The 21,356-nt window shown below is 50.6% G+C and carries 24 protein-coding genes; 10 read left to right on the forward strand and 14 right to left on the reverse strand.

Annotation, left to right across the window (positions count from 1 at the left end):
• Window positions 1-122 precede the first annotated feature (122 nt).
• A complete protein-coding gene (locus tag ACTG33_RS04940; RefSeq protein ID WP_439134082.1) occupies window positions 123-650 on the reverse strand; it encodes a 3'-5' exonuclease in 528 nt (175 codons plus the stop codon).
• A gap of 275 nt (window positions 651-925) precedes the next feature.
• On the opposite strand from ACTG33_RS04940, the gene ACTG33_RS04945 reads away from it, so the two are divergent.
• Both ACTG33_RS04945 and ACTG33_RS04950 read left to right on the forward strand, forming a co-directional pair.
• Complete coding sequence (locus tag ACTG33_RS04945) at window positions 926-2,470, forward strand: FMN-binding glutamate synthase family protein (RefSeq protein ID WP_439134083.1); 1,545 nt, start codon at window positions 926-928, stop codon at window positions 2,468-2,470.
• 168 nt (window positions 2,471-2,638) lie between these two features.
• Entirely contained in the window at window positions 2,639-4,012 is a 1,374-nt protein-coding gene (locus ACTG33_RS04950) for a spinster family MFS transporter (protein WP_439134084.1), read from the forward strand.
• A 112-nt stretch (window positions 4,013-4,124) separates the two neighbouring features.
• Here the strand turns inward: ACTG33_RS04950 and ACTG33_RS04955 are convergent, their stop codons facing one another.
• The 10 genes from ACTG33_RS04955 to ccmA all read right to left on the reverse strand — a co-directional run bounded on the left by ACTG33_RS04955 (window position 4,125) and on the right by ccmA (window position 11,112).
• Window positions 4,125-4,619 (reverse strand): hypothetical protein, encoded by a 495-nt coding sequence (locus ACTG33_RS04955; protein ID WP_439134085.1) that lies wholly within the window; start codon window positions 4,617-4,619, stop codon window positions 4,125-4,127.
• A 142-nt stretch (window positions 4,620-4,761) separates the two neighbouring features.
• Window positions 4,762-5,031, reverse strand: coding sequence for a DUF5666 domain-containing protein (locus tag ACTG33_RS04960; protein ID WP_439134086.1), 270 nt, complete (start codon window positions 5,029-5,031; stop codon window positions 4,762-4,764).
• Between the two features lie 113 nt (window positions 5,032-5,144).
• Entirely contained in the window at window positions 5,145-5,417 is a 273-nt protein-coding gene (locus ACTG33_RS04965; protein WP_439134087.1) for a cysteine-rich CWC family protein, read from the reverse strand.
• Between the two features lie 40 nt (window positions 5,418-5,457).
• Window positions 5,458-5,988, reverse strand: coding sequence for a DsbE family thiol:disulfide interchange protein (locus ACTG33_RS04970; protein ID WP_439134088.1), 531 nt, complete (start codon window positions 5,986-5,988; stop codon window positions 5,458-5,460).
• 41 nt (window positions 5,989-6,029) lie between these two features.
• Window positions 6,030-8,030 (reverse strand): heme lyase CcmF/NrfE family subunit, encoded by a 2,001-nt coding sequence (locus ACTG33_RS04975; RefSeq protein WP_439134089.1) that lies wholly within the window; start codon window positions 8,028-8,030, stop codon window positions 6,030-6,032.
• Window positions 8,020-8,487, reverse strand: a complete 468-nt coding sequence (gene ccmE / locus ACTG33_RS04980) for a cytochrome c maturation protein CcmE (protein ID WP_439134090.1) — start codon at window positions 8,485-8,487, stop codon at window positions 8,020-8,022. The genes ACTG33_RS04975 and ccmE overlap by 11 nt, the downstream gene beginning before the upstream one ends.
• A gap of 54 nt (window positions 8,488-8,541) precedes the next feature.
• Window positions 8,542-8,739: a heme exporter protein CcmD gene (gene ccmD, locus ACTG33_RS04985; RefSeq protein ID WP_439134091.1), complete on the reverse strand. Its 198-nt coding sequence runs from the start codon at window positions 8,737-8,739 to the stop codon at window positions 8,542-8,544.
• A 41-nt stretch (window positions 8,740-8,780) separates the two neighbouring features.
• Complete coding sequence (locus ACTG33_RS04990; RefSeq protein ID WP_439134092.1) at window positions 8,781-9,524, reverse strand: heme ABC transporter permease; 744 nt, start codon at window positions 9,522-9,524, stop codon at window positions 8,781-8,783.
• 201 nt (window positions 9,525-9,725) lie between these two features.
• Complete coding sequence (gene ccmB, locus ACTG33_RS04995; protein WP_439134093.1) at window positions 9,726-10,478, reverse strand: heme exporter protein CcmB; 753 nt, start codon at window positions 10,476-10,478, stop codon at window positions 9,726-9,728.
• A complete protein-coding gene (ccmA, locus tag ACTG33_RS05000) occupies window positions 10,465-11,112 on the reverse strand; it encodes a cytochrome c biogenesis heme-transporting ATPase CcmA (protein ID WP_439134094.1) in 648 nt (215 codons plus the stop codon). The genes ccmB and ccmA overlap by 14 nt, the downstream gene beginning before the upstream one ends.
• A gap of 303 nt (window positions 11,113-11,415) precedes the next feature.
• Between ccmA and fliK the strand changes: the two genes are divergently transcribed.
• From fliK to ACTG33_RS05020, 4 genes are all read left to right on the forward strand, one after another.
• The gene (fliK, locus tag ACTG33_RS05005; RefSeq protein WP_439134095.1) at window positions 11,416-13,113 is read left to right on the forward strand and encodes a flagellar hook-length control protein FliK; all 1,698 of its coding nucleotides are present in this window, start codon (window positions 11,416-11,418) and stop codon (window positions 13,111-13,113) included.
• Window positions 13,114-13,168: 55 nt separating this feature from the next.
• Window positions 13,169-13,456 (forward strand): EscU/YscU/HrcU family type III secretion system export apparatus switch protein, encoded by a 288-nt coding sequence (locus ACTG33_RS05010; RefSeq protein ID WP_439134096.1) that lies wholly within the window; start codon window positions 13,169-13,171, stop codon window positions 13,454-13,456.
• A gap of 205 nt (window positions 13,457-13,661) precedes the next feature.
• Window positions 13,662-14,504: a sulfurtransferase gene (locus ACTG33_RS05015; protein WP_439134097.1), complete on the forward strand. Its 843-nt coding sequence runs from the start codon at window positions 13,662-13,664 to the stop codon at window positions 14,502-14,504.
• Window positions 14,505-14,704: 200 nt separating this feature from the next.
• Window positions 14,705-15,586, forward strand: coding sequence for an acyl-CoA thioesterase (locus tag ACTG33_RS05020; protein WP_439134098.1), 882 nt, complete (start codon window positions 14,705-14,707; stop codon window positions 15,584-15,586).
• Between the two features lie 18 nt (window positions 15,587-15,604).
• Here the strand turns inward: ACTG33_RS05020 and msrA are convergent, their stop codons facing one another.
• Window positions 15,605-16,240 carry a peptide-methionine (S)-S-oxide reductase MsrA gene (gene msrA, locus ACTG33_RS05025; RefSeq protein WP_439134099.1) on the reverse strand — a complete coding sequence of 212 codons (636 nt, stop codon included), beginning with the start codon at window positions 16,238-16,240 and terminating at the stop codon, window positions 15,605-15,607.
• 142 nt (window positions 16,241-16,382) lie between these two features.
• Here msrA and ACTG33_RS05030 point away from each other — a divergent pair, with 142 nt between their 5' ends.
• From ACTG33_RS05030 to ACTG33_RS05040, 3 genes are all read left to right on the forward strand, one after another.
• Window positions 16,383-17,333, forward strand: coding sequence for a Ppx/GppA phosphatase family protein (locus ACTG33_RS05030; RefSeq protein ID WP_439134100.1), 951 nt, complete (start codon window positions 16,383-16,385; stop codon window positions 17,331-17,333).
• A 102-nt stretch (window positions 17,334-17,435) separates the two neighbouring features.
• Window positions 17,436-17,726, forward strand: coding sequence for a hypothetical protein (locus ACTG33_RS05035; protein ID WP_439134101.1), 291 nt, complete (start codon window positions 17,436-17,438; stop codon window positions 17,724-17,726).
• Window positions 17,727-17,938: 212 nt separating this feature from the next.
• The gene (locus ACTG33_RS05040; RefSeq protein ID WP_439134102.1) at window positions 17,939-18,955 is read left to right on the forward strand and encodes a GGDEF domain-containing protein; all 1,017 of its coding nucleotides are present in this window, start codon (window positions 17,939-17,941) and stop codon (window positions 18,953-18,955) included.
• Here the strand turns inward: ACTG33_RS05040 and ACTG33_RS05045 are convergent.
• On the reverse strand, window positions 18,941-19,372 hold the full coding sequence (locus tag ACTG33_RS05045) for a helix-turn-helix domain-containing protein (RefSeq protein WP_439134103.1): 432 nt from the start codon (window positions 19,370-19,372) through the stop codon (window positions 18,941-18,943). The two genes, ACTG33_RS05040 and ACTG33_RS05045, sit on opposite strands and share 15 nt — an antisense overlap.
• Before the next feature lie 269 nt (window positions 19,373-19,641).
• Here ACTG33_RS05045 and ACTG33_RS05050 point away from each other — a divergent pair, with 269 nt between their 5' ends.
• The gene (locus ACTG33_RS05050) at window positions 19,642-20,343 is read left to right on the forward strand and encodes a DnaJ domain-containing protein (protein ID WP_439134104.1); all 702 of its coding nucleotides are present in this window, start codon (window positions 19,642-19,644) and stop codon (window positions 20,341-20,343) included.
• A gap of 130 nt (window positions 20,344-20,473) precedes the next feature.
• On the opposite strand, the gene ACTG33_RS05055 is transcribed toward ACTG33_RS05050, so the two are convergent.
• Window positions 20,474-21,304 (reverse strand): methyltransferase domain-containing protein, encoded by an 831-nt coding sequence (locus ACTG33_RS05055; protein WP_439134105.1) that lies wholly within the window; start codon window positions 21,302-21,304, stop codon window positions 20,474-20,476.
• Window positions 21,305-21,356 lie beyond the last annotated feature (52 nt).

Here is a 21,356-nt window from a genome sequence, read left to right on the forward strand (position 1 = left end):
AACGCGCAATTGATCAGGGAACACGGTTGGCGGCTGAGATTTAAGCTCTCTTCTACTTAAATCTCTTATATGTGCCCTCATTAAGACAGATCACAAGCTGTCCTAATGAGGGCACTTCAGAATTACACCCCTGCGAGCTCCGCTGCGCAATCGTAGGTTTTCTGGATAAACAACGCATCCGTGCTTGCCCTGTGGCGCTTTCCCTCAAAGTCTTCAGCAATGGTCGCCCTCGCTTCGTCCCAACACGCCATCATGGGCTCAGCCAGAATCATTTCCAGCGGCGAGAGCCAAAAGTTCATCGGTGTTCTGGCTCGGTCAAACAGCTTGATCAACCAGGGTTTATCAACCACCCAGCCATCGCTGTACACCGTTTGCCCCTGTAAAAATTGGTTCAACTCATCAACCACCACCCCACCCGGCTTACCGTATTTCTGTAAATCCGCCTGACTGATACCGTGAACAGCTTCTGCCTCTTCTGACCAAAAATCCCAGTTTTCATAGGGTTTAATCAACGAGGAATATCGATCGCCGTCACTGTTCACCACACCCACTTCGATCGGATAACTGAGTGGATGAAAGCCGGTGGCTTCCACATCAATGATCGCAGGCTTGCGGATACGGTTTTTGCGAGTTGAGTAGTTTAAGGGCACGGGACCAACCTTTTGTTTATCTGGCTTTTCTGTTTACTTGATAGTAAGCCACTTTTCATTCAGCAAACTCAAGCTTATCGGGTAATCCTATCAAATGCTGCTGATATCTCGATACTTTCACAGGATTTATCGGAAAATCAGAGAGTTACGCTCAATTCCGTTCTGCACAAAGCGTTTGGGACTCTGCTATCATCCTCCTCATCTTAACGGCAAGCAGACCGCAAGCTTAAGCAGACCTCCTGCGTCTGCCCCAAACCTGACAAAAAGGTAATTTCATGGATTGGCTGGCTAACTTTATTCACGGATTCTTTCAATTTAGCGCACTCCTTCTCATTCTGGCTCTGGGTGTCGGCCTTATCTGGCTGGCCTACCTTTATTGGGTGGATGTGCACCAGACAAAACACGCCATTCGCCGCAACTACCCGGTCATCGGACGCTTTCGCTACTTTTTTGAACACCTTGGCGAATTTTTCCGCCAATACTTTTTCGCGCTGGATCGTGAAGAGCTGCCGTTTAACCGAGCTCAACGGAGCTGGGTTTACCGTGCAGCCAAAGATATTGACTCTACTGTGGCGTTTGGTTCTACCCGCCCCCTGAATCAGGCCGGTGAGATCCTGTTTCTCAACGGCCTGTTCCCAATTTTGAAAGAAGAAGCCTTACCGCCTTCAGCCATTACCTTTGGTGAAGGCTTTGCCCAATCACCCTACACCACCCACTCTTTTTATAATATTTCAGGTATGAGTTTTGGTGCCCTGTCAGTCCCCGCTGTTCAGGCACTCTCTCAAGGTGCGAAAGAAGCTGGTATCTGGATGAATACCGGCGAAGGCGGCCTGTCGCCCTATCACCTTCAGGGTGGTTGCGACATTGTTTTTCAGATCGGTACTGCCAAATACGGTGTGCGCACCCCGGATGGTCTTCTGGATGACGAAAAGCTTAAAGCTGTTGCCGACCACCCACAGGTCAAGATGATTGAAGTTAAGTTGAGCCAGGGCGCCAAGCCCGGCAAAGGCGGCATTCTTCCGGGAGAGAAAGTCACGCCTCTGATCGCTTCCACTCGCGGCATCCCGGTCGGCATGTCTTCGATCAGCCCGAACGGACATCCGGATATCCGATCCATCGACGAATTGCTGACCTTTATCCACCGTGTTCGCGAGGTTTCTGGAAAACCCACCGGCTTTAAGGTTGTGATCGGCGAAAGCCAGTGGCTGGACGAACTTTGTCAGGCCATTCACCAGCGCGGTCTGGAGTACGCTCCAGACTTCATTACCATAGACAGTGCCGATGGCGGTACCGGAGCCGCGCCACAGAGTCTGATTGACTATGTGGGCCTGCCGCTGAAACGCAGCCTGCCGCTTGTTATCGACAAGCTCAATGAATACGGCTTGCGACAGCGTATAAAAGTGATTGGCTCCGGCAAAATGATCAATCCGTCTGATGTGGCCTGGGCTCTGTGTGTAGGGGCTGACGTGGCCGTAAGCGCGCGAGGCTTTATGTTTGCGCTGGGATGTATTCAAGCGCTGCAGTGCAATAAAAACACCTGCCCAACAGGCATTACAACCCATGATCCGGAACTTCAAAAAGGACTGAACCCGGCCAATAAAACCGTGCGGGTGAAAAGCTTTGCGCGCAACCTCATGTACGAAGTCGGTGTCATTGCCAACTCCTGCGGTGTATCAGAGCCCAGACAATTAACCCGACGACATGCTCAGGTGACAAACAGCGACGGTATTCCAAGACCACTGAATGAAGTGTACCCCGATACCGTACCCCACCAATCTTCAATGAAGGTGGTCAGTAAGCAACCTGAAATGGTCGAATAAACAGCAATTTTCCTGACTCCAGGCACCGCTTAAAGTCACTGTATTTAGCCTGGCTATAACGCATAATTCACCACGCTCATACAGGTTAAAAAAAGCAAATAAGGGTTTTCCTGACAGACTCTCATCTGTTATGTTCTTCTACAATATAACGATATAAAAGAGAAGTTTATGAGCCAGGAAAGCCCTAAGACAGCGGTGAACACCCCCGCTGAGCCCGTCAGTTACAGTCCCGCATATCGTCGTTATGTGCTTGTGATACTGACCCTTGTCTACGCGTTCAACTTTATTGACCGACAGATCCTTGTGATTCTGCAGGAATCCATCAAAGCGGATATGGGGCTCTCCGATACCCAGTTGGGATTGCTGACCGGTTTCGCCTTTGCGATTTTCTACGTCAGTGTCGGTATTCCTATTGCTCGCTGGGCTGATGTCGGGAATCGACGCAATATTGTCTCGCTGGCGATCACCATCTGGAGCGGCATGACAGCCTTGTCAGGCGCTACCCACAACTTTTACCAACTGTTACTGGCCCGTATTGGTGTGGGTATTGGTGAAGCCGGTGGCAGCCCCCCTGCCCATTCCATGATCTCTGACTACTACCCCCCGGAAAAACGCGGCACCGCTCTCTCGTTCTATTCCACCGGCGTCTATTTCGGTATCTTGATGGGTTTCCTGCTTGGCGGCTGGATCAATCATACATTCGGCTGGCGCTGGGCATTCTTCGTGGTAGGGGTTCCCGGTATTCTGGTTGCCTTGTTGGTTCGGTTTACCATCAAAGAACCTGTTCGTGGACAATCCGACCCCGACAACATCAAAGCCCAACACGAAAAAAGCGAAAAGCCCAATTTCAAACAAACCATGGCTACCCTCTGGGAGTTACGCTCTTTTCGTTTCTTCTCCTTCGCGGCAGGTCTGGCAGCCTTTACCAGCTACGGTGTGGGTAACTTTTTGCCATCGTTCCTGATGCGTTCACACGACTACGACAGCCTGCAAGCCGGTACAGCCCTGGCGTTAATCTCCGGTATTGGCGGTATGATTGGTACTTATCTCGGCGGTTATTTGGCAGACAAATTTGGCGCCAAAGATCAGCGCTGGTACCTGTGGATTTGTGCGATCCCTGTGTTTATCAGCTTCCCGCTGATGCTGGGTACCTTATTCTATCCGGACAGCGGTATAATTTTGGCCTTTCTGTTTGTGTCTACCATGACCGGCGCGTTTTATCTGGGTCCAACCATTGCGATCACCCACTCCCTGTTACCTCCAATGATGCGAGCTATGGGTTCTGCGGTGCTCTTCTTTATTTTGAACCTGATTGGCCTGGGACTCGGTCCTTTGTGTGCGGGTATGCTCAGTGATTTTCTCGCTCCAACACTGGGAACAGACTCTTTGCGTTACGCTCTGGCAATTACGGCTTCTATCGGTATCATCTCGGCGGCAGGCTTTACCATTGCTGCAGCCAGATTACCGAGTGATCTTAAACGCCAAAGTGATCTGCAAGCCATAGCCGATGAGGCTGCTCTCGCTCAAGCCCATAAAGCCTAACCCCTCAGTTTATTCCCAACAAAAAAGAGGGCCATTACGGTGACGTAATGGCCCTCTTTTTCATTCAGGGCTAGCTCGATTGAAGGACTAGCTCCATTAAGCCCTAATTCGATTATGGCCTGGGCTTTGAGTAATCAACCGTGTGATCACAGCTACCATCCTGCTCACAATCATTAACACCGTCGTTATTCACATCCCAGCTCGGGTGCATTCTCGACCTCGCCAATGGTTCTGGCCCCTCTGCTGGTAACTTCCCACTTAACCTGATCTGCAAATCATAGCTTGCCGTTTCATTACGTCTGGCAGCATTTCGCATCAGGTAAACCAAAACCTTGTAGTCTCCTGCCGCGGTAAAGGTCTGATCAAAGTGAGCGCCACTCATAGAACCTATAAAAATGGCGGTTCTACTCCCTTCCGGGGTGACGTTAAAGTAACTACTCGGATTATCTGTGTTGAATTGAATATCAACATGCTGCCCGGCAGACACACTGAACACGTACTCCTTGGTTTCATAGCCCTTGAGTGTGTCCGTATAAACCCGTTCTTCTGGATACAAGTCTTTCTGTGCATTTGGAGCCACAGCGGGCAAGGTCTGATTATCAGCCACACCCGCAGCCTTAGGGATCACCTCAGCCTGACTTGTAGCCTTTGTCGTCTCAGTCTGAGAACAAGCTGTCAGTAGAACGGCTGTCGCCACTAGCGCTGTTGAGCGCCGTATAAAAGCTGACATCGCACTTGGTATTGAGGAATTAATCGTCCAGTTCGATCTCTCGGGCATAATGTTTTCCTTCCATGTAATTAAAATCGACTTCTATCTTCTGACCGACGCTCAGGCTCTCAAATCCTTTAAGTCCGTCATCAAAATCAGTTGTTTCATTGACGTGAAACGTAATGCCCTGCACGACCAACGTCTTACCCGCAGGATCCAGGGATTCTATAGTCCCTTCCACATCATTTGCGAAAGCTCCACCAGAACCCAGTGAAAGAGCCAAAGCCGCCAAACCTAAACGGTATTTCATATCGTTACTCCTGTGATCTATACGTGTTGGTGATTTTGTTGCTTGAGACAGTATAGACAACAACGGACGGTAAAGGTTTGATCAGTTTTAGCGACGGTGAAGCGATCCAAAGATCACGATGACGACGTCTGCCCCACAGGAAACGCAAGCTGGTCAGAAGCTGGAGTATTGGATGTAGAAGTACTGTTGGAAAGTGTAAAAGCTTTAGCGCAGGACTGGCAGATACAGCTTTTGCCTCGCTGCTCCGGGGGGAGAGCTTCAAGGGCAGCTGAAGGAATAGATTCGTGGAGACACCAGCAATCCAGCTTTTCAGACGAGGAAGCTGGTTGCTTCAAGTTCCCACAGTTGTTGTTTTTCCGGCAAAGAGGACACAGAGCACTGTTCATAAACTATTTCTCCTCTATGGCCGCCTACCCATTGATCAAGCTATCCTTTGCTCAGGGCAGCAACGATGGGCTCAATCTGCTCGCTCCAGACCTTATCGTCAACGACACCGACGTGTTTGTAGCGAATGACGCCTTGGCGATCCAAAACATAGGTTTCAGGAGCGCCGAAAACACCCAGATCAATTCCCAGGCGTCCGTCCGCATCGACAATGCTATAGACATAGGGATTGTGCAGGTTTTTCAGCCACTTTTGCGCCTCGGTGACATCATCCTTGTAATTCACACCCACAATCTTAACCCCTTGATTCGCCAGTTCAACAAGGTATGGATGTTCGACACGACAGGAAACGCACCAGGTAGCCCAGACATTCAGTAAGGTGACTTCACCCTTCAGGTCATTTTGAGTGATTACCAGACTCTCGTCATTCACCGTCGGCAGACTGAATGTCGGCATAGGCCGATCAATCAGCGCGGAAGGCATTGCCGTGGGATCAAGACTAAGGCCTCGCCAAAAGAATGCCGCCAACACTGCAAAAATCATCAGCGGAATAAACAGCTTTAAACGTGACATATCACCCACTCAATTAACGTTACACAGTACAAAGGGATCGATTAAGTAGCCGACGAGGCCGTTTCAGGCGAAGCCGCTTTAGATGACGGCAAGGACTCGTTCTTGCGAGTTGCTTTTTGCCGATACCGCTTATCAAATACAGCCATCAATCCGCCCAATCCCATAAAGATTGCTCCCAACCAGATCCAGCGCACAAAAGGTTTGTAATGGATCCGCACGGCCCAGGCGTCATCGCCTAGAGGCTCTCCCAGAGCAACGTATAAATCCCGCCAAAAGCCAGCATTGATAGCGGCTTCCGTCATCATATTACCGCCAGACAGATAGCGACGCTTTTCAGGGAGTAGCACATCAACTTGCTTGCCATCTTGATACACCTCGATGATACCCCGGGTGGCCAGGTAATTGGGGCCGCGTACATCGGCAATCTCCTTGAAAAGGTATTCATACCCGCCCTGTTCAAGGCTTTCGCCCGGAGCCATCCGAAGATCCCGCTGATCTGAATAAATGGTATTCAGACTCGCACCCAATAACGTCAGCGCAACGCCGATGTGGGCAACCAACATCCCTTTATAGCTCAATGAAAGTTGATTAAAACCTTTCAAAAAACCCGTACGATTCCGTAAACGGTAGAACACATCGGTGATCATCGCGAGGATAATCCAGCTACCTAGAGCAATCGCCAGAGCAGCGGAGAAAGAGTATTCGTCCCCGATAAAGAAAGGCAAAACTGCCCCCAGGATAATGCTCAAAGCAATCGGTGTTCTTAACCATTTCCACAAGGTCGTCAGGTTGGTGCGTTTCCAGTTAACGAGTGCCGCAACACCTAACAGAACTGCCACCAAGCACATGAGCGGCGTAAAGAAAAAGTTGAAATACGGTGGCCCCACCGAAATCTTACCCCACCCCAAAGCATCCGCGATTAAAGGATAAAGGGTTCCTAATAGAATTGTTCCGGTAGCCACCACCAACAGAACATTATTGCCCAGAAGGAATGACTCCCTGGAAATCCATTCAAAACTCGCAACCGATTTAACCGCCGGTGCTTTAAACGCATAAAGCGTCAATGAACCACCGACAACAATCGCTAAAAAGCCCAGAATAAACACACCGCGCTCTGGGTCTGCAGCGAAGGCATGAACCGAAGTCAGTACACCCGAACGAACCAGAAACGTCCCCAGAAGGCTCAACGAAAAGGCAAAGATAGCTAGCAATAACGTCCAGCTCTTAAACACCCCTCGTTTTTCTGTCACAGCCAGAGAGTGAATCAATGCGGTACCCACGAGCCATGGCAAAAAGGAAGCGTTCTCGACTGGATCCCAGAACCACCAACCGCCCCAGCCCAGCTCGTAATAGGCCCACCAGCTGCCCAGTGCAATGCCTAGCGTGAGAAAGGCCCATGCAATGGTCGTCCACGGACGAGACCAGCGCGCCCATGCGCTGTCCAGGCGCCCTGACATCAATGCAGCAATAGCGAAAGCAAACACAACCGAAAAACCAACATAACCCATGTACAGCATGGGCGGATGAATGATCAGTCCCGGATCTTGCAGCAGAGGATTCAAGTCACTGCCGTCTGCAGGGGCGTTAGGCAATAACCGATCAAAAGGGTTGGATGTAAACAGAACAAAGGCGCAGAAACCAACGGCAATCATTCCCATCACTGACAGAACTCGGGCCACCATATCCAGCGGCATCTGCTTGCTGAATAAGGCAACGGACAAGGTCCAGCCAGCCAGAATCAGCACCCACAGCAACAGAGATCCCTCATGGCCGCCCCACACAGCACTGACTTTGTATTCCACCGGTAGCAAGCTGTTGGATTGGTTGGCGATGTACGCGACCGAAAAATCATCTTGCACGAAGCTGTAAACCAGACAGGCAAATGACACCGCAACGAAGGTGAACATGCCCACTGACAAGCTGCGACCTGTCGCCATCATGGCCCGGTTTCCCGTGTAACTGCCCCACAACGGCAAAACTGACAGTGTTATTGCCAGGCAAAAGGCCAGAATCAGCGCGAAATGTCCGTACTCAGGAACCATAACTCATTCCTTCACAAGTTTTTTGATGTTCGCCACCGGCATTCTCCATCGCTTCTGCGACTTCAGGTGGTGTATAAGTTTCATCGTGTTTGGCCAACACTTCGGTTGCCATAAACACTCCGTCACCATTCAGCTTGCCATTGACGACAACGGCTTCTCCTTCAGCAAACAGGTCCGGCAGGATTCCAGTGTAGTGGACCGCTACCGTTGCGGCGCCATCGGTAATCAGAAAATTCACATCCAGACTGTCGGAGGACCGCTGTACCTTGCCGGGCAAAACACATCCCCCTGCACGAATACGGGTATCCACCGGAGCCTCTCCAGACGCAATTTTGGTTGGAGGATAGAACAGGTTTATATTCTCACGCAGAGCATAAGCCATTAAGCCTACTGCGACACTCGCGAAGATGACGATGAATAACACGAGGATCAGGCGCTGTTTTCGTACCGGGTGCATTAATACTTCTCACTTAAATAACTGAATGTGGATCACTTTCACGGTATTCGCGAATTACGCCCTACCCGCGGCGTTTCGCTCAGCAATCCTTGCTTGACGTTTTAATTCGGCCATCAGGCTGCGGCGTTTCATTATCGGCGCAACGAACAGATACGCCAGACAAGCGGCTGTAATGGCGTAACAGGCCCAGACATAAGGACCATGACCTGACATGGATATAAAATCTGCTGCACTTTCAAACTGAAATTTCATGAACTCTGGTGCCTCTGCTCTCACTTAATCTGCGCTTTGACTTAAGCTTTCTCAAGCATCAATTCTTTAACCCAGCGGGTCTTTTTCTCTCGAACCAGAACCTCACTGCGTGTACTCATCAATAAAACCAATGCATAAAACACATAAAACCCTGCCACCATCATCATTAATGGATACAGCATGGAAGGATCGATGGTAGATTCAGACGTGAATTTGATGGTTGCTGGCTGATGTAAGGTGTACCACCAATCAACCGACTTGTAGATGATAGGAATATTTACGGTGCCCACAAGCGCGAGAATCGCACTGGCTTTATTGGCCGTATCCTGATGCTGATAGGCTCCCTGCAACGCAATAACGCCCAGGTACAGGAAAAAAAGTACCAACATTGATGTAATGCGGGCATCCCATACCCACCAGGTTCCCCAGGTCGGCTTACCCCAGACCGCCCCGGTCACCAGAGCCAGAAAAGTCAATACCGCGCCGATAGGTGCCGCGCACTTCATGACCATGTCCGCGAGTTTCATTTTCCAGATCAGCCCCACAGCACCACTGATTGCCATGGTGTAGTAACCGGCCAAAGCCAGAAAGGCCGCAGGTACGTGAATATAAATAATCCGATAACTATTGCCCTGTTTGTAATCTTCAGGGGCAAAAGCCAGTCCCCAAACCGCACCGGCCACCAACAAACTGATGCTGATGACTGCCAACCAGGGAATCCAGGCGTTGGTTTTCTCATAAAACCAGCGCGGCGAACCCAATCTGTGAAACCACTGCCAACCCACTGTCTATCCTCTCTGCAAAACTTTTACTTAAACCTGTTTAAAATACTTTGTTGTTCAGGCTTATAAATTCTTACTAACCAGACACAGCTCTTTCCAATTGTTCAGAGCTTCAAACCGTAATAACTCGTCTGAAACGCCGAGTTTACGGCCACTCTGACTGTCCGATCATTCTGACGTTCCGATCATTCTGACTTTCCGAGTCTAACCGTTAACGCTGATTCGCAGGGCGCCAGCCGCCGCAACCGGTGCCAGAATCACAGCCATTGCCAAGAAAGCGCCCAGCACAGCCAACTGCCCACCATACGGAAATCCATCAATCGCGCTGGTAACGGCACTGGAACCAAAAATAAGTATCGGAACGTATAACGGCATAATGATCAGAGAGATCAATATGCCTCCCTTTCTTAAAGCCACCGTTAAAGCCGCGCCGATGGCTCCGATCAAGCTCAAACAGCCGGTGCCCAATAGCAGTGAACACACCAGAGGCCAATAACCCGCCGCCGGCAAGGACAGCATGACGCCCAGCAACGGAGCCATAATGGTGAGCGGCAATCCAGTGACGAACCAGTGAACCAAAACTTTCGCCAGAACCTGAAAATACAGCGGTTGGGGCGACATTAATAATTGCTCCAGAGCGCCATCTTCGTAGTCGGCCCGAAACAAGGCATCCAGCGAGAGTAACGTCGCCAGCAAAGCCACGACCCAAATCATCCCCGGTGCGAGTACCGCCAAAACCGCTCTTTCCGGACTGATGCCCAGTGGCACCATCGTAATCACCATCAATAAGAACATGATGGGATTGGCGATTTCACTGCGGTGACGGAAAGCTATAAGCACATCCCGCCGTAGAGTAGCTATAAATCCAGCCCCAACTCCCGGAGTGACCAGAGGTTCCGCCTTCAGGCTGGTACGCGACTGATGTTCACTACCGCTCACCTGCTCAGAACTGCTCATCAGCGACACCCTTAAAGTCTTCGAGGTTCAATCGTCGCACACCATCCATAGCCATATCCTGATGAGTGGTGAGCAATACACACCCTCCTCCGGCAGCATGCTCAGCCATTAAGGCTTCCAGATTTTTAACGCCTTGCTTATCAATAGCGGTAAAAGGCTCATCCAGGATCCAGACCCGCGCCGGTGTTAAAAACAAACGGGCCAAAGCAACACGTCTCAACTGCCCCGCCGACAAATGGTGGCAAGGCACATCTTCAAATCCAAACAATCCGACTTCGTCCAGGGCTGATTCAATAGAGCATCGCTGATGTCCCTGATTGATGCCGCAAAACCAGTTCAGATTCTCCCGGGGTGTTAACGCTTTTTTTATCCCGGGCAAATGTCCGACAAACAGCAACTGATTAAGGTACTCCAGCCGACTCTGTTTGAGAGGCACACCCCGCCACAGGATTTGGCCCTCGTAATCTGCCGAAGTCGTTGTCAGAAGGCGCAACAGCGTGGTTTTGCCGCTGCCGTTAGGCCCTTCCACCTGAACGATATCGCCACCCATGACTTGCAGGTCAAGATTCTCGAACAACACCCTTTCATCCCGCTCACAGCGCAATGCCTGTAGCTCTAATAATGGATGATTCATAGAAAGACCATGCCCAAGGGTGAATTTCAGCGGATTTAGCTGGTTAAAAGTCTTAACCCAATGATCAAAAGGGTCATTTTTACGATTTTTGCCACAACATCTGAAAAGTTTTTGCTTTTCAGGCCGATAAGCTTATATCGACCACTATTCAAACGCGCCTTATGCCAAAAAACCGCTCACAGGCGCAGTATATCGCAGTGGCAGTTAAGTAAAGTTAAGGCAAATCAATACCTTAGTTAAGATGCATCATCGGGTCGCAATCTTACTGGCAAAAGCCACAAATTTCATCGGGAATTTACCCAAATGGTTATCGATCTCCCATCCAGCAGCCAAACCACACTCCGGGGCAATCAAAGCCCGGTGACTCAGCTGATGAACCAGCGGCAAGAGACCCTACAAGCTGCTCTGAAAGCCCTGAATGTCAAAGCCGGAGAAACCATAACCGCACTCGTTAAATCGATTCATCCCGTTGATGACCCCTTGCGTGCCAGACTGATCCAACAGGCCACTCCACCGTCGGAAAGCGCCAATGCCAGTGCCAATCGCAACGCCACGGCGCAGGACAAGCTTTTGTCTTCTTCCAATCTGAAGCTGGTTGAGCTGGAGGTGAAGGGGAAATCAGTACTGATATACACCGACAAAGCCATCCGCCCCAATCAGACCCTGTCACTTCAACTTCAGAATGGCCAATTGGTACAGGTGCCGAATAATCAGGCAACGCCGTCCTACACGACAATGATATCCCAGAGCGCCTCTCAGAGTGCTTTACAGGCGCAGCCGGGAAACCACCTTGTTGATAGTAAGCTAAACGCACTGACATCCCAGCAACTTACGACCTTACAGCAGGCTTTGCGTACCCAATTGCCACAATTTGCGCAAATGAAAGAGGGACAGGCTTCGGCAATCAGTGAAAGCCTGATAATCGCTCAATTAATCACCAAAATTGTCCAGCAACCGGGCCATACAAGCTTGCAGCAACTGCCCCGCAGCCTTCAGGAAAGCCTGCAGCAATTAGCGTCACATCTGAGAAGCCCTCAACAGCTGTCACAGCCCGATTCTTTAAAGCAGGCCATCAAAGGCAGCGGTTTACAGCTTGAACACCAGCTGGGCCGACAGGGCTCGAACGTCAATACCAACAGTGCCAACCATGCCCCATTGTCCCAAACAGACTTGAAAGCCGCTTTGCTGCATACGCTGAACCAACTGAGCAAATTCACACAGCAACCAGCGACGCCACAGGGCATGGCAACACAGGTTGCCGCTCAGTCCTCGACCTCCCAAGCTCAAGCATCGACACCTCCATCGATACCCGGTTACAGCTTGCCGACGGCAACTCCTGCGAACCCGGCGCTGTCTGCTCAAAGCTTGTCTGCTCAAAGCTTGTCCGCTCAAACCTTGCACGCTAAAACCATAGGCGCACAGGGATTAATCTCTTTATTGCAACAGCTGCTGCCGACACAGTCCAAGCGATCCAGTCATCAAACTTCCGTTGCACCTCAACAATTGATGCAAGCGTTGCAGGGACAAGTCCACCAGGCTTTGGGGAAAATTCTCTATCTACAACTACAGTCCTTACAACGTTCACACCCCAACAGTGAGGGCGTAAAAAACCAGTCTGTGCAGTTAGAAATCCCCCTTAACCTGGGGTACAACGCCCAATCCCTTTCAATGGAGATTGAGGACGACTGGGTGACTGATTACTCAGACGATAAAGCGTCCTCGCAAGAAAAAGCCCGGCAATGGCAGGTGAAACTGACTTTTGAATTACCGGACGCCGGTTATTTCCACGCCCATCTGACCATTCTCAATCAGCAGGTCAATGCCAGCCTCTGGGCAGAGAATCCAGATACTTTTCACACAGCCCGAGAAACACTTAATGACCTTCGCCAACAGCTGGAAAAAGACGGTTGCACCGTAAAAAACCTGGAGTGTTTTCCCGGCAAGCCCGCAACCGACAACAACATGCGGCTTAATTACGCCCTTGTAGACATCAAAACCTAAAGTAAAACGACAAAAACTGAAGTAAAACGACAAAACCTAACGTGAAGTGATTTGTATGAGCCAAGCAGAAGCATTCAGCGACCAACAACTGCAGAAAGCCGTCGCCTTATTTTATGATGGTGAACAGGCCCCCAGAGTGACGGCCAAAGGCATTGGAGAAAAGGCTGAAGAGATTATGGCTATAGCGCAGGAATGCGAGATTCCACTCTGCGACAACAGCGCTTTGGTCGACTTACTCCTCACCCTTGAGCTGGGAGACCAAATTCCTGAAACGCTCTACACCGCCGTGGCTCACATTATTGCTTTTGCCTATCAATTGCAGGGAAAACAACCGCAAAGCTAGGACTGTCCTGATGATAAAACCCAGATTCAATGAAATTTTTTTGTTATTACCTTGAAGAACTTAGTAGTATTCTTTTGGGGTTGATCAAAATTCAAACAGAAAGCCAGCCATTAACGTGATCAGCATGGACATTTTTTGCACATCACGAAGTGAAACCAGCTAACAACAAACTAAAACAAGCTAAAACAAACAGGGTGCATTTGAAATGAGCAGTGACATCGCTGAATCCGTAATGAGTAAAACGATAATAACCGTCAACAGCGTCGAGGCAGAACTGGCCACAAGCGTGATACTTGATTGCCGCTTCTCCCTTTCCGATCCCGCAGAAGGCGAGCGTCTATATCATCAGGATCACCTCCCGGGTGCTCAGTACTGTCATTTGGAACAACACCTGTCCGGTACACCTTCGACACATGGCGGTCGTCACCCTCTTCCTTCATCCGAAGCTTTTTCAGAACAGTTACAGCTCTGGGGAATTCGGGAATCTACACCTGTGATTGTCTATGACGATCAACGCTTTGCCTTCGCCGCTCGAGCCTGGTGGCTTTTAAAAGCTGTGGGTATTCGCAATGTGAGACTGCTTGATGGCGGTTATTCTGCCTGGAAAAATCACCACAAACCCTTTGATCGCCGCACACCACCACTGCATCCCACCCAACACACACAAGCGTTAACCTTAAGTACCGATCATCTCGTGGACTACAGCAAGGTCAAGACATTGTCAGATCAGCAAGAGGTCGTGCTGGTGGACAGCCGCGAAGCTCATCGCTACAACGGAGATGTCGAACCCATTGACCCAATTGCCGGACACATCCCTGGAGCCATCAACAAGCCCTGGCAAGAAATCACTGATGAGGCCGGCTACATCAAGCCGCTGGAATTCCACCTGCGCCGCTGGCTGGATCTACCGGAATCCCAACAGGTTATCGTGTATTGCGGTTCTGGAGTGACCGCCTGCGTCAACTTGCTATCCGCCCACCTTGCCGGCAAAACCCCGGACTTGTACCCCGGCAGCTGGAGTGACTGGTGCAGCTATCAACTGGCGTAATGACTGGCGTAACGAAGAGCAGGTTCCGATATCCCAAGGCTGATTGACATTTTCAGTCAGCTTCCGGGGATTTCGCCTCAACATGCTATAGTTTTGCTCATAAGGCAGCTTTATAGTGCTTTAAATGCCATATCAATGCGATAACCAGTGCCATTCCGAGGCGCCAATCGCTTTGACTTACCAGAGAGTGAGATTGCCCTGTGACGACCCCAACCCAACAGCTAGCTAACCTGATCGAAACCGAAGAATTGGACACCTTGCTGTTCCGAGGCACAACTCCGGAAACCGGTCTGCCCCGGGTATTTGGAGGGCAGGTTTTGGGTCAAGCCCTCTATTCAGCGATCCGAACGGTGCCTGAATCCCGCATTATGCACTCGATGCACGCTTACTTTTTACGTCCGGGGGACGTCACGCGCCCCATCATCTTTGAAGTCGATCCTATCCGTGATGGCAAGTCTTTTACCACTCGCCGTGTAGTGGCAAAACAGAACGGCAAGGCCATTTTCAATACCTCGATCTCATTCAAAGAACCTGAAGATGGTCTGGAGCATCAAGCGGAAATGCCCGCGGTGCCACAACCGGACGAGCTGGTGTCCGACCGGGAGCGCTTGCAAGCCTACCTGGATGCCAACCCCGATGTTCCCAAGCCACCGCCAGCCGATACCCTGGGGGCATTTGATGCCCGCAGCACCGGCCAACTGCCTTTTTTGCGAGAAGAGCCCAGTGAACCGGTACATGGCTTCTGGTTTAAATGCCGGGACAAACTGGATTACGACTTCCCCATGCATCAGGCTTTCCTGGCCTACGCCTCTGACTTTCGCCTGCTGGCATCAGCCATGCTGCCCCACGGATTAAGTTACCGTCAAAATGGCACCACCTTACAGGCCGCGACGCTGGATCACTGCATCTGGATTCATCAGCCCTTCAGAGTGGACGAGTGGATTTACTACCATATGGAAGGCCCGGTAGCTGCCGGCGGCCGTGGACTCAACTTCGGCCGCTTTTACTCACAGGATGGTAAATTGGTGGCAAGCTCCAGCCAGGAAGGCTTGATGAGAATTCATTCAAAACCAAAGGCCTGATCCCGACTCGAAACAATCTCAAAGGGAACAGCTAATACCTGTTCCCCCCAAACCGCAGTAGCCATTTGGATTCTTGTGCAAATATTGCTGGTGGTACTCCTCTGCGTAATAAAACGGCTTGGCCGGGAGAATTTCCGTGGTGATCTCACCAATGCCCGCCGCCTCCAGAGACTCGCCATAACGCACTTTTGACAAGGTCGCCAGGGATGCCTGCTCCTCATCAAAAGTGTAAATCCCTGAACGATATTGAGTGCCCATGTCATTGCCCTGCCTCATGCCCTGAGTGGGATTGTGGGACTCCCAGAACACCGACAACAGCTGTTGATAGCTGATTTTCTCAGGATCATAGACCACCAGAACCACCTCGTTATGCCCAGTCATACCGCTGCACACTTCTTCATAGGCTGGGTTTTGAGTAAAACCGCCGCTATAGCCAACCGCGGTGGTATAAACACCATCCAACAGCCAGAATTTTCGTTCTGCCCCCCAGAAGCAACCCAGACCGAAAATCGCCTGTTGCAGATGCTGGGGAAACGGTGGCTGTATGGGCGTCCCTAACACAGCGTGCTTGTTGGACAGAGGCATAACCTCATCTCGTCCCGGGAGCGCCTGATCCTCAGACACCATAACGGCTTTTCGACTCAGAAAAGACATAGCATATTTACCTTAGTAATCACCTTAATAAAGTTAACTTGAGAATAGCAGAGGCCGCAACCAAACTGCCCGCAGGTTACTTTTTTCCGTAAATCGTTACAATCGACATCAGGATCACCTTTTAAACGGCAAATGGATATCAATGAAAAACCCCCACCCTACACACTTTGCAGCGATCGATCTGGGTTCCAACAGTTTTCATCTATTAATCAGTGAATGGTCAGAGGGCCAACTGCACGAGGTTGCCCGTCAAAAGGTTATGGTCCAGCTGGCTCGCGGCGTCGATGAACAACACAATTTATCTGCAGCTGCACTGGAACGCGCCCGCAGCTGCCTGGAAGATTTCAGTACACTCCTGCAACAGTATCCCAACGCTCTGGTGCGTACCATTGGTACTCAGGCACTTAGGCAATGCAATAATCTGGCTCAGTTTCTCTCCATGGCAGAACCCATATTGGGAGGCCCTGTTGAAATCATCAGTGGACAGCAAGAGGCTAACTTCGTCTATCAGGGGGTACAGCACAGCCTGCCCGCAACAGAAAGAAAACAGCCAATACTGGTGGTGGATATTGGTGGCGCCAGTACTGAACTGATCATCGGCCGGGGTAATAAGATTTCACAATCGCACAGTTTCGCACTTGGCTGCGTGGATCTGGCCAATCGCTACTTTCCTCTCGCCCAGCAACCCACCATCACCCCAGAAAGCCTGAATCAGGCTTATCAATACAGCTGTCAGACCCTTGCTCCTCTTCAGGAAACCTTTTCCGCCACTCACTGGCAACAGGCGCTAGGGGCTTCCGGAACCATGCGGGTCATTCTGGACTTACTACCAAACGATGCGGAGCCTTCGATTATCACCCGCCAACAGCTAAAAGACCTGCTTGAGAACCTCAGGCAACAGGGAAAACTGAGCGAAATCATCCCGGATTCTCTTCGCTGGGACGTACTTCCGGCCGGTCTGGCACTGCTGCAAGCAATTTTTGACACCTTCACAATCAATCAACTCACAGTTTCAGCGGGCAGCATCAAGGAAGGTGTAATGCTCGACAGCATTCGGGAAATGGCGCACAAAGACGACAAAAACACCCAATAAAGAGCTGTATGGGTTCTATACTGACTGGTATCACCACCATGGATAGAACGCGTCACAAACGTGAAATGTATGGACACACAGGCCCAAAACGGGAGATGTACCATGCCTAGTATGACGTTTCGATTTACGACTGAATGCGAACTTACCCTCGACGGCCAATCCTATGAAGAAGTCTATTTGAAATTCAAGGACCTCTGCCATCAGCAACAACCCATCTCAGAAACCCCGATGATCAAAGTTTATCCCCCCGAAGAAAGCAGTATTTATTTCGAGATTGATGAACAAAACACCTTTTGCGAAATGGGTATGATCAAAGGGGACTTCAAACAAGACATCCTCAACAATCTGCCTGACAACTGGCTTCATAGGGTTCAATCCCACCGTCACCATTGATGTCCAGCTGAATCCCCCAAGGTTTTCCCTTAGAACCTGACTGACTTTGGAGTCATGGTCAATACAATCACAACCTTGATAAAGGTTGAATAATGCGACAAAATGCTCCACTAACATGGCGCACCCACAAATTCACGGAACTACGTCACACTTCATATTCATGCCATGACCAGCTACGGCAGGTATACACAACAGGACGTTCGGAGACATCAATGTTAAGACGTTGGCTTGCCTTAGCCACTTGCCTCCTGCCTGCCTTGGCCAACGCCAGCGATGCCTCGACTTCCGCCCTCCCTGTCCTGGCGGCACTGACTCTGATCACCCTCTTGTTGAGCACTTCATTTCAACTCTGGCAGCATCCGGACATTCTTCAGTCTGATTACCGAAAATCCGTTTTTCTGCTGCTCTCCGGCAGTGTGCTGGCAGCTGTTGCATGGTCTAGCCTTGGACCAGAATCTGCAACACTGTCGGTCTGCGGTTACGCTCTAATTTTGTCAGTGACTCAGGCAGTCATCAGCCACTGGATAAGATTGGCCGAATTCGAAAAGGTGCAGGATTTGATGCTCAGAGAGGTAGCCCAGAAAACCGCCTCTCTGGAAGAGAAAAATCAGGAGCTTAAAAGCGCACAAAGGGCACTGCGTATCGCCAATCTGGAGCTGAAAGCCCTGTCCTGTACCGATGGTCTGACAGACACCTATAACCGCCTGTATTTCGACCGTCAGTTTCTGACAGAATGGCAACGGGCCCGCCGGGAACAGGATCCCGTCTCCCTGATTTTGGTGGATATTGATCACTTCAAAGAGTTGAATGATCAGCATGGTCACCTGGCTGGCGACAATGCCCTTAAATTTGTCACCAAATTGCTGAAAAAAGGCTTTCAGCGAGGAAACGACATTGCCTGTCGCTACGGCGGTGAAGAATTCGTTATTCTATTGCCAAACACCCTGCCGGCTAACGCACTGACTCAGGCCGAAAAGGTTCGAAAATCCATTGAGTCGCAGCCGTTCCTTCACGAGGGATCATCACTCAACATCACTGCCAGCTTTGGCGTGGGGGGCCTTGTTCCCCAGCCCGAACACGACCCACTGGATCTGCTGAACGCCACTGACCAGGCGCTTTACTACGTTAAACGCAATGGCCGCAATGGCTGCCATCTGGCCACCCGGTACGACGGCGTAACGCGCTCTTCGAACCGAGAAAACCGAAATCAATCCTCAAAGGCCAGATAACTCGTTGACATCCACCCCAAGTGCACGGGCAATGTTACGCAGGATAGGCTCGCTGGGCTCACGCTCACCGGTCTCGATCTGCTTCAGATACACCGGACTGATCCCCACTTCTCTGGCCACGTGATTGCCATCCAGCCCTTTGGCCTTCATGACAGCAGTCACTTTTGCGCCGTGAAAACTCCCTGCATCAGAAATAGACGCCACATCTTTCAGCTGCTCCATCATGCTGTTGCGCAACTGACGACGATCCTCCGGTTTTAACCCCGATGCAGACTCATCTGCCGCTGGAGACGCCTGAGCCACAGGCAGGTCGCCACTCTGAGCGGCCTCTGCCTTTGCCAATAAGGCCTCATACTCTGCGTAGGGCAACACCGCCCATTCGGGGCGACCATCTTTCATAATTACCTGAACACTCACAACACTACCTCATTGATGTTTGACCGCCACAACAGGGCGTATTTAATTCAATCCGTACGTAATTCAGCCTGCACTTAATACAATCTGTACTTCAGCTAATCTGGGCACTTACGCCTCCAGTTGGCCGCTATCATACCTGTTCGGCTTCAATACGGCAGCCTCAGCATCAACGGTGCCAACGAAAACACACCAGGGCGTTCACACATGGATAGCCATTGCCAGCCAGCCCTTTTATAATCCCGCCACACATTCCAATAAAGGCCCAGCTTGTGCTGCCGAGACTTATACTGCTTATCACCATCGCGCTGGTGGCTTGGTACGGCTACAATCACTTCAAGCGTCAACCACCTGAAGTTCGCAAAAAGCTCTTCTGGAAGTACATTATTTATGGACTGGTTCTGGCCGCTGTCGCGTTAGCCGCTACCGGCAAACTCCACTGGATTGGTGCCTTGATCGCCATCATGATTCCACTGGTGCGCCAGTTCGGGATGCTGGCTCTGCGTCATTTACCGATCAAAGAATGGCTCGGCAAGCAGAGCTTCGCCAACCCCACCCTCACCACCCGATTCATCCGCATGACCGTAAACATGGCCAGTGGTGAGATGAAGGGAGAAATATTGGCAGGAGAGTTTCAGGGCCAAACGCTGGACAGTCTGAGCGAGGAGGAACTGAACAGTCTTTTGGCCAGCTATCGCGAAGAGGATACAGAATCCGCCCGACTGTTAACGGCCTATATTCAGCGCCGTTTCTCCCAGCAGAGCAACTCTGGCAACCGCAATACAGAAACCCTATCCGGTCATATGGATCGTCACGAGGCTCTACAGATTCTTGGGCTTAAAGATGATGCCAACGAAAAAGACATCATTCAGGCACACCGCAAATTGATGCAAAAAGTCCATCCGGATCGCGGAGGCAGTGACTATCTGGCCGCTAAAATCAATCAGGCCAAGGACTATTTGCTTAAGGGCTGACGAGGTTACGTAAGGACTGACAAGGTTTACGTAAGGACTGACGGGATCCTGCTCAAAGGCTGATAGAACCTCAACAATCCGTCTTTTGGCTCACTGGATCTTTTGGCTCAGTACATGGATCTTTTTTGGCTCAGAACATGGATCTTTTTTGGCTCAGTACATGGATGTACCGTGACAACGAACGCCAGGGCTCTTCACGGGACAACCGCAACTCCAGCAGTAGCTGCTGCTGAGGTTCATTCATACGGTGCTCCGGCTCCAGAATGTAGTCGTGAAAACAGCGAATACCACTGGAGCACAACTGTTTCAGAGGTAATCCAGCCAGCCATTCATAGACCTTCTCCGGCTCTCTCGGATGCGTCGGAGTTAAGCTCCCCCGATAGCCCTTATAGTCATCGTCGATGACTTTCTGGAAATTCGTACGCAGCAGATTTTTCATTTTGATGCTGTTCACGTTGTAAAAGGTCAGCGACAGATAAGCACCCGGCGCCATCAATTGCAGCAGGGATTGCAGCAGCGCTTCTGGCTCTACCACCCACTCTAATACTGCATGACACATCACCAGATCAAAAGGCTCCGAATCAACAGACTGCAAAGACTGAATCGCCCCGTGATGCAATTGCACCCGCTCCTCCACTCCGGCCTCCATGCAGTTTTGCTGCGCTAATTTGAGCATCTCCTCTGAAATATCGCACAACACCACGTTATGTCCTTGCCGGGCTAAAGCGATACTAAACTGCCCTTGCCCTCCGCCGGCATCCAGTATTCGCAGAGGCTTGTTTGCCTGCAGCAATTCACTGGGAATAAACTCCTCCAGATCACGTTCCAGTACGGCCAAACGAATATCCCCTTTCAGGCGATCGTAGACATTGCGTTTAAAGCGATGAGCCAGGTCATCAAAGTTGCGATCCACATCAGCAGCTTGTTTTTTGGGACGAGGAGGATGTTTGGCTTTGGCCATCGAGATGGATTCCAGGAAAGGTTTGAAAAGACGTTAAAATTAAAAAAGTAAT

The sequence above is a fragment of the Pseudomaricurvus sp. genome (genome assembly GCF_965662505.1).
In the GTDB taxonomy this organism is placed as follows: Bacteria; Pseudomonadota; Gammaproteobacteria; order Pseudomonadales; family Cellvibrionaceae; genus Pseudomaricurvus.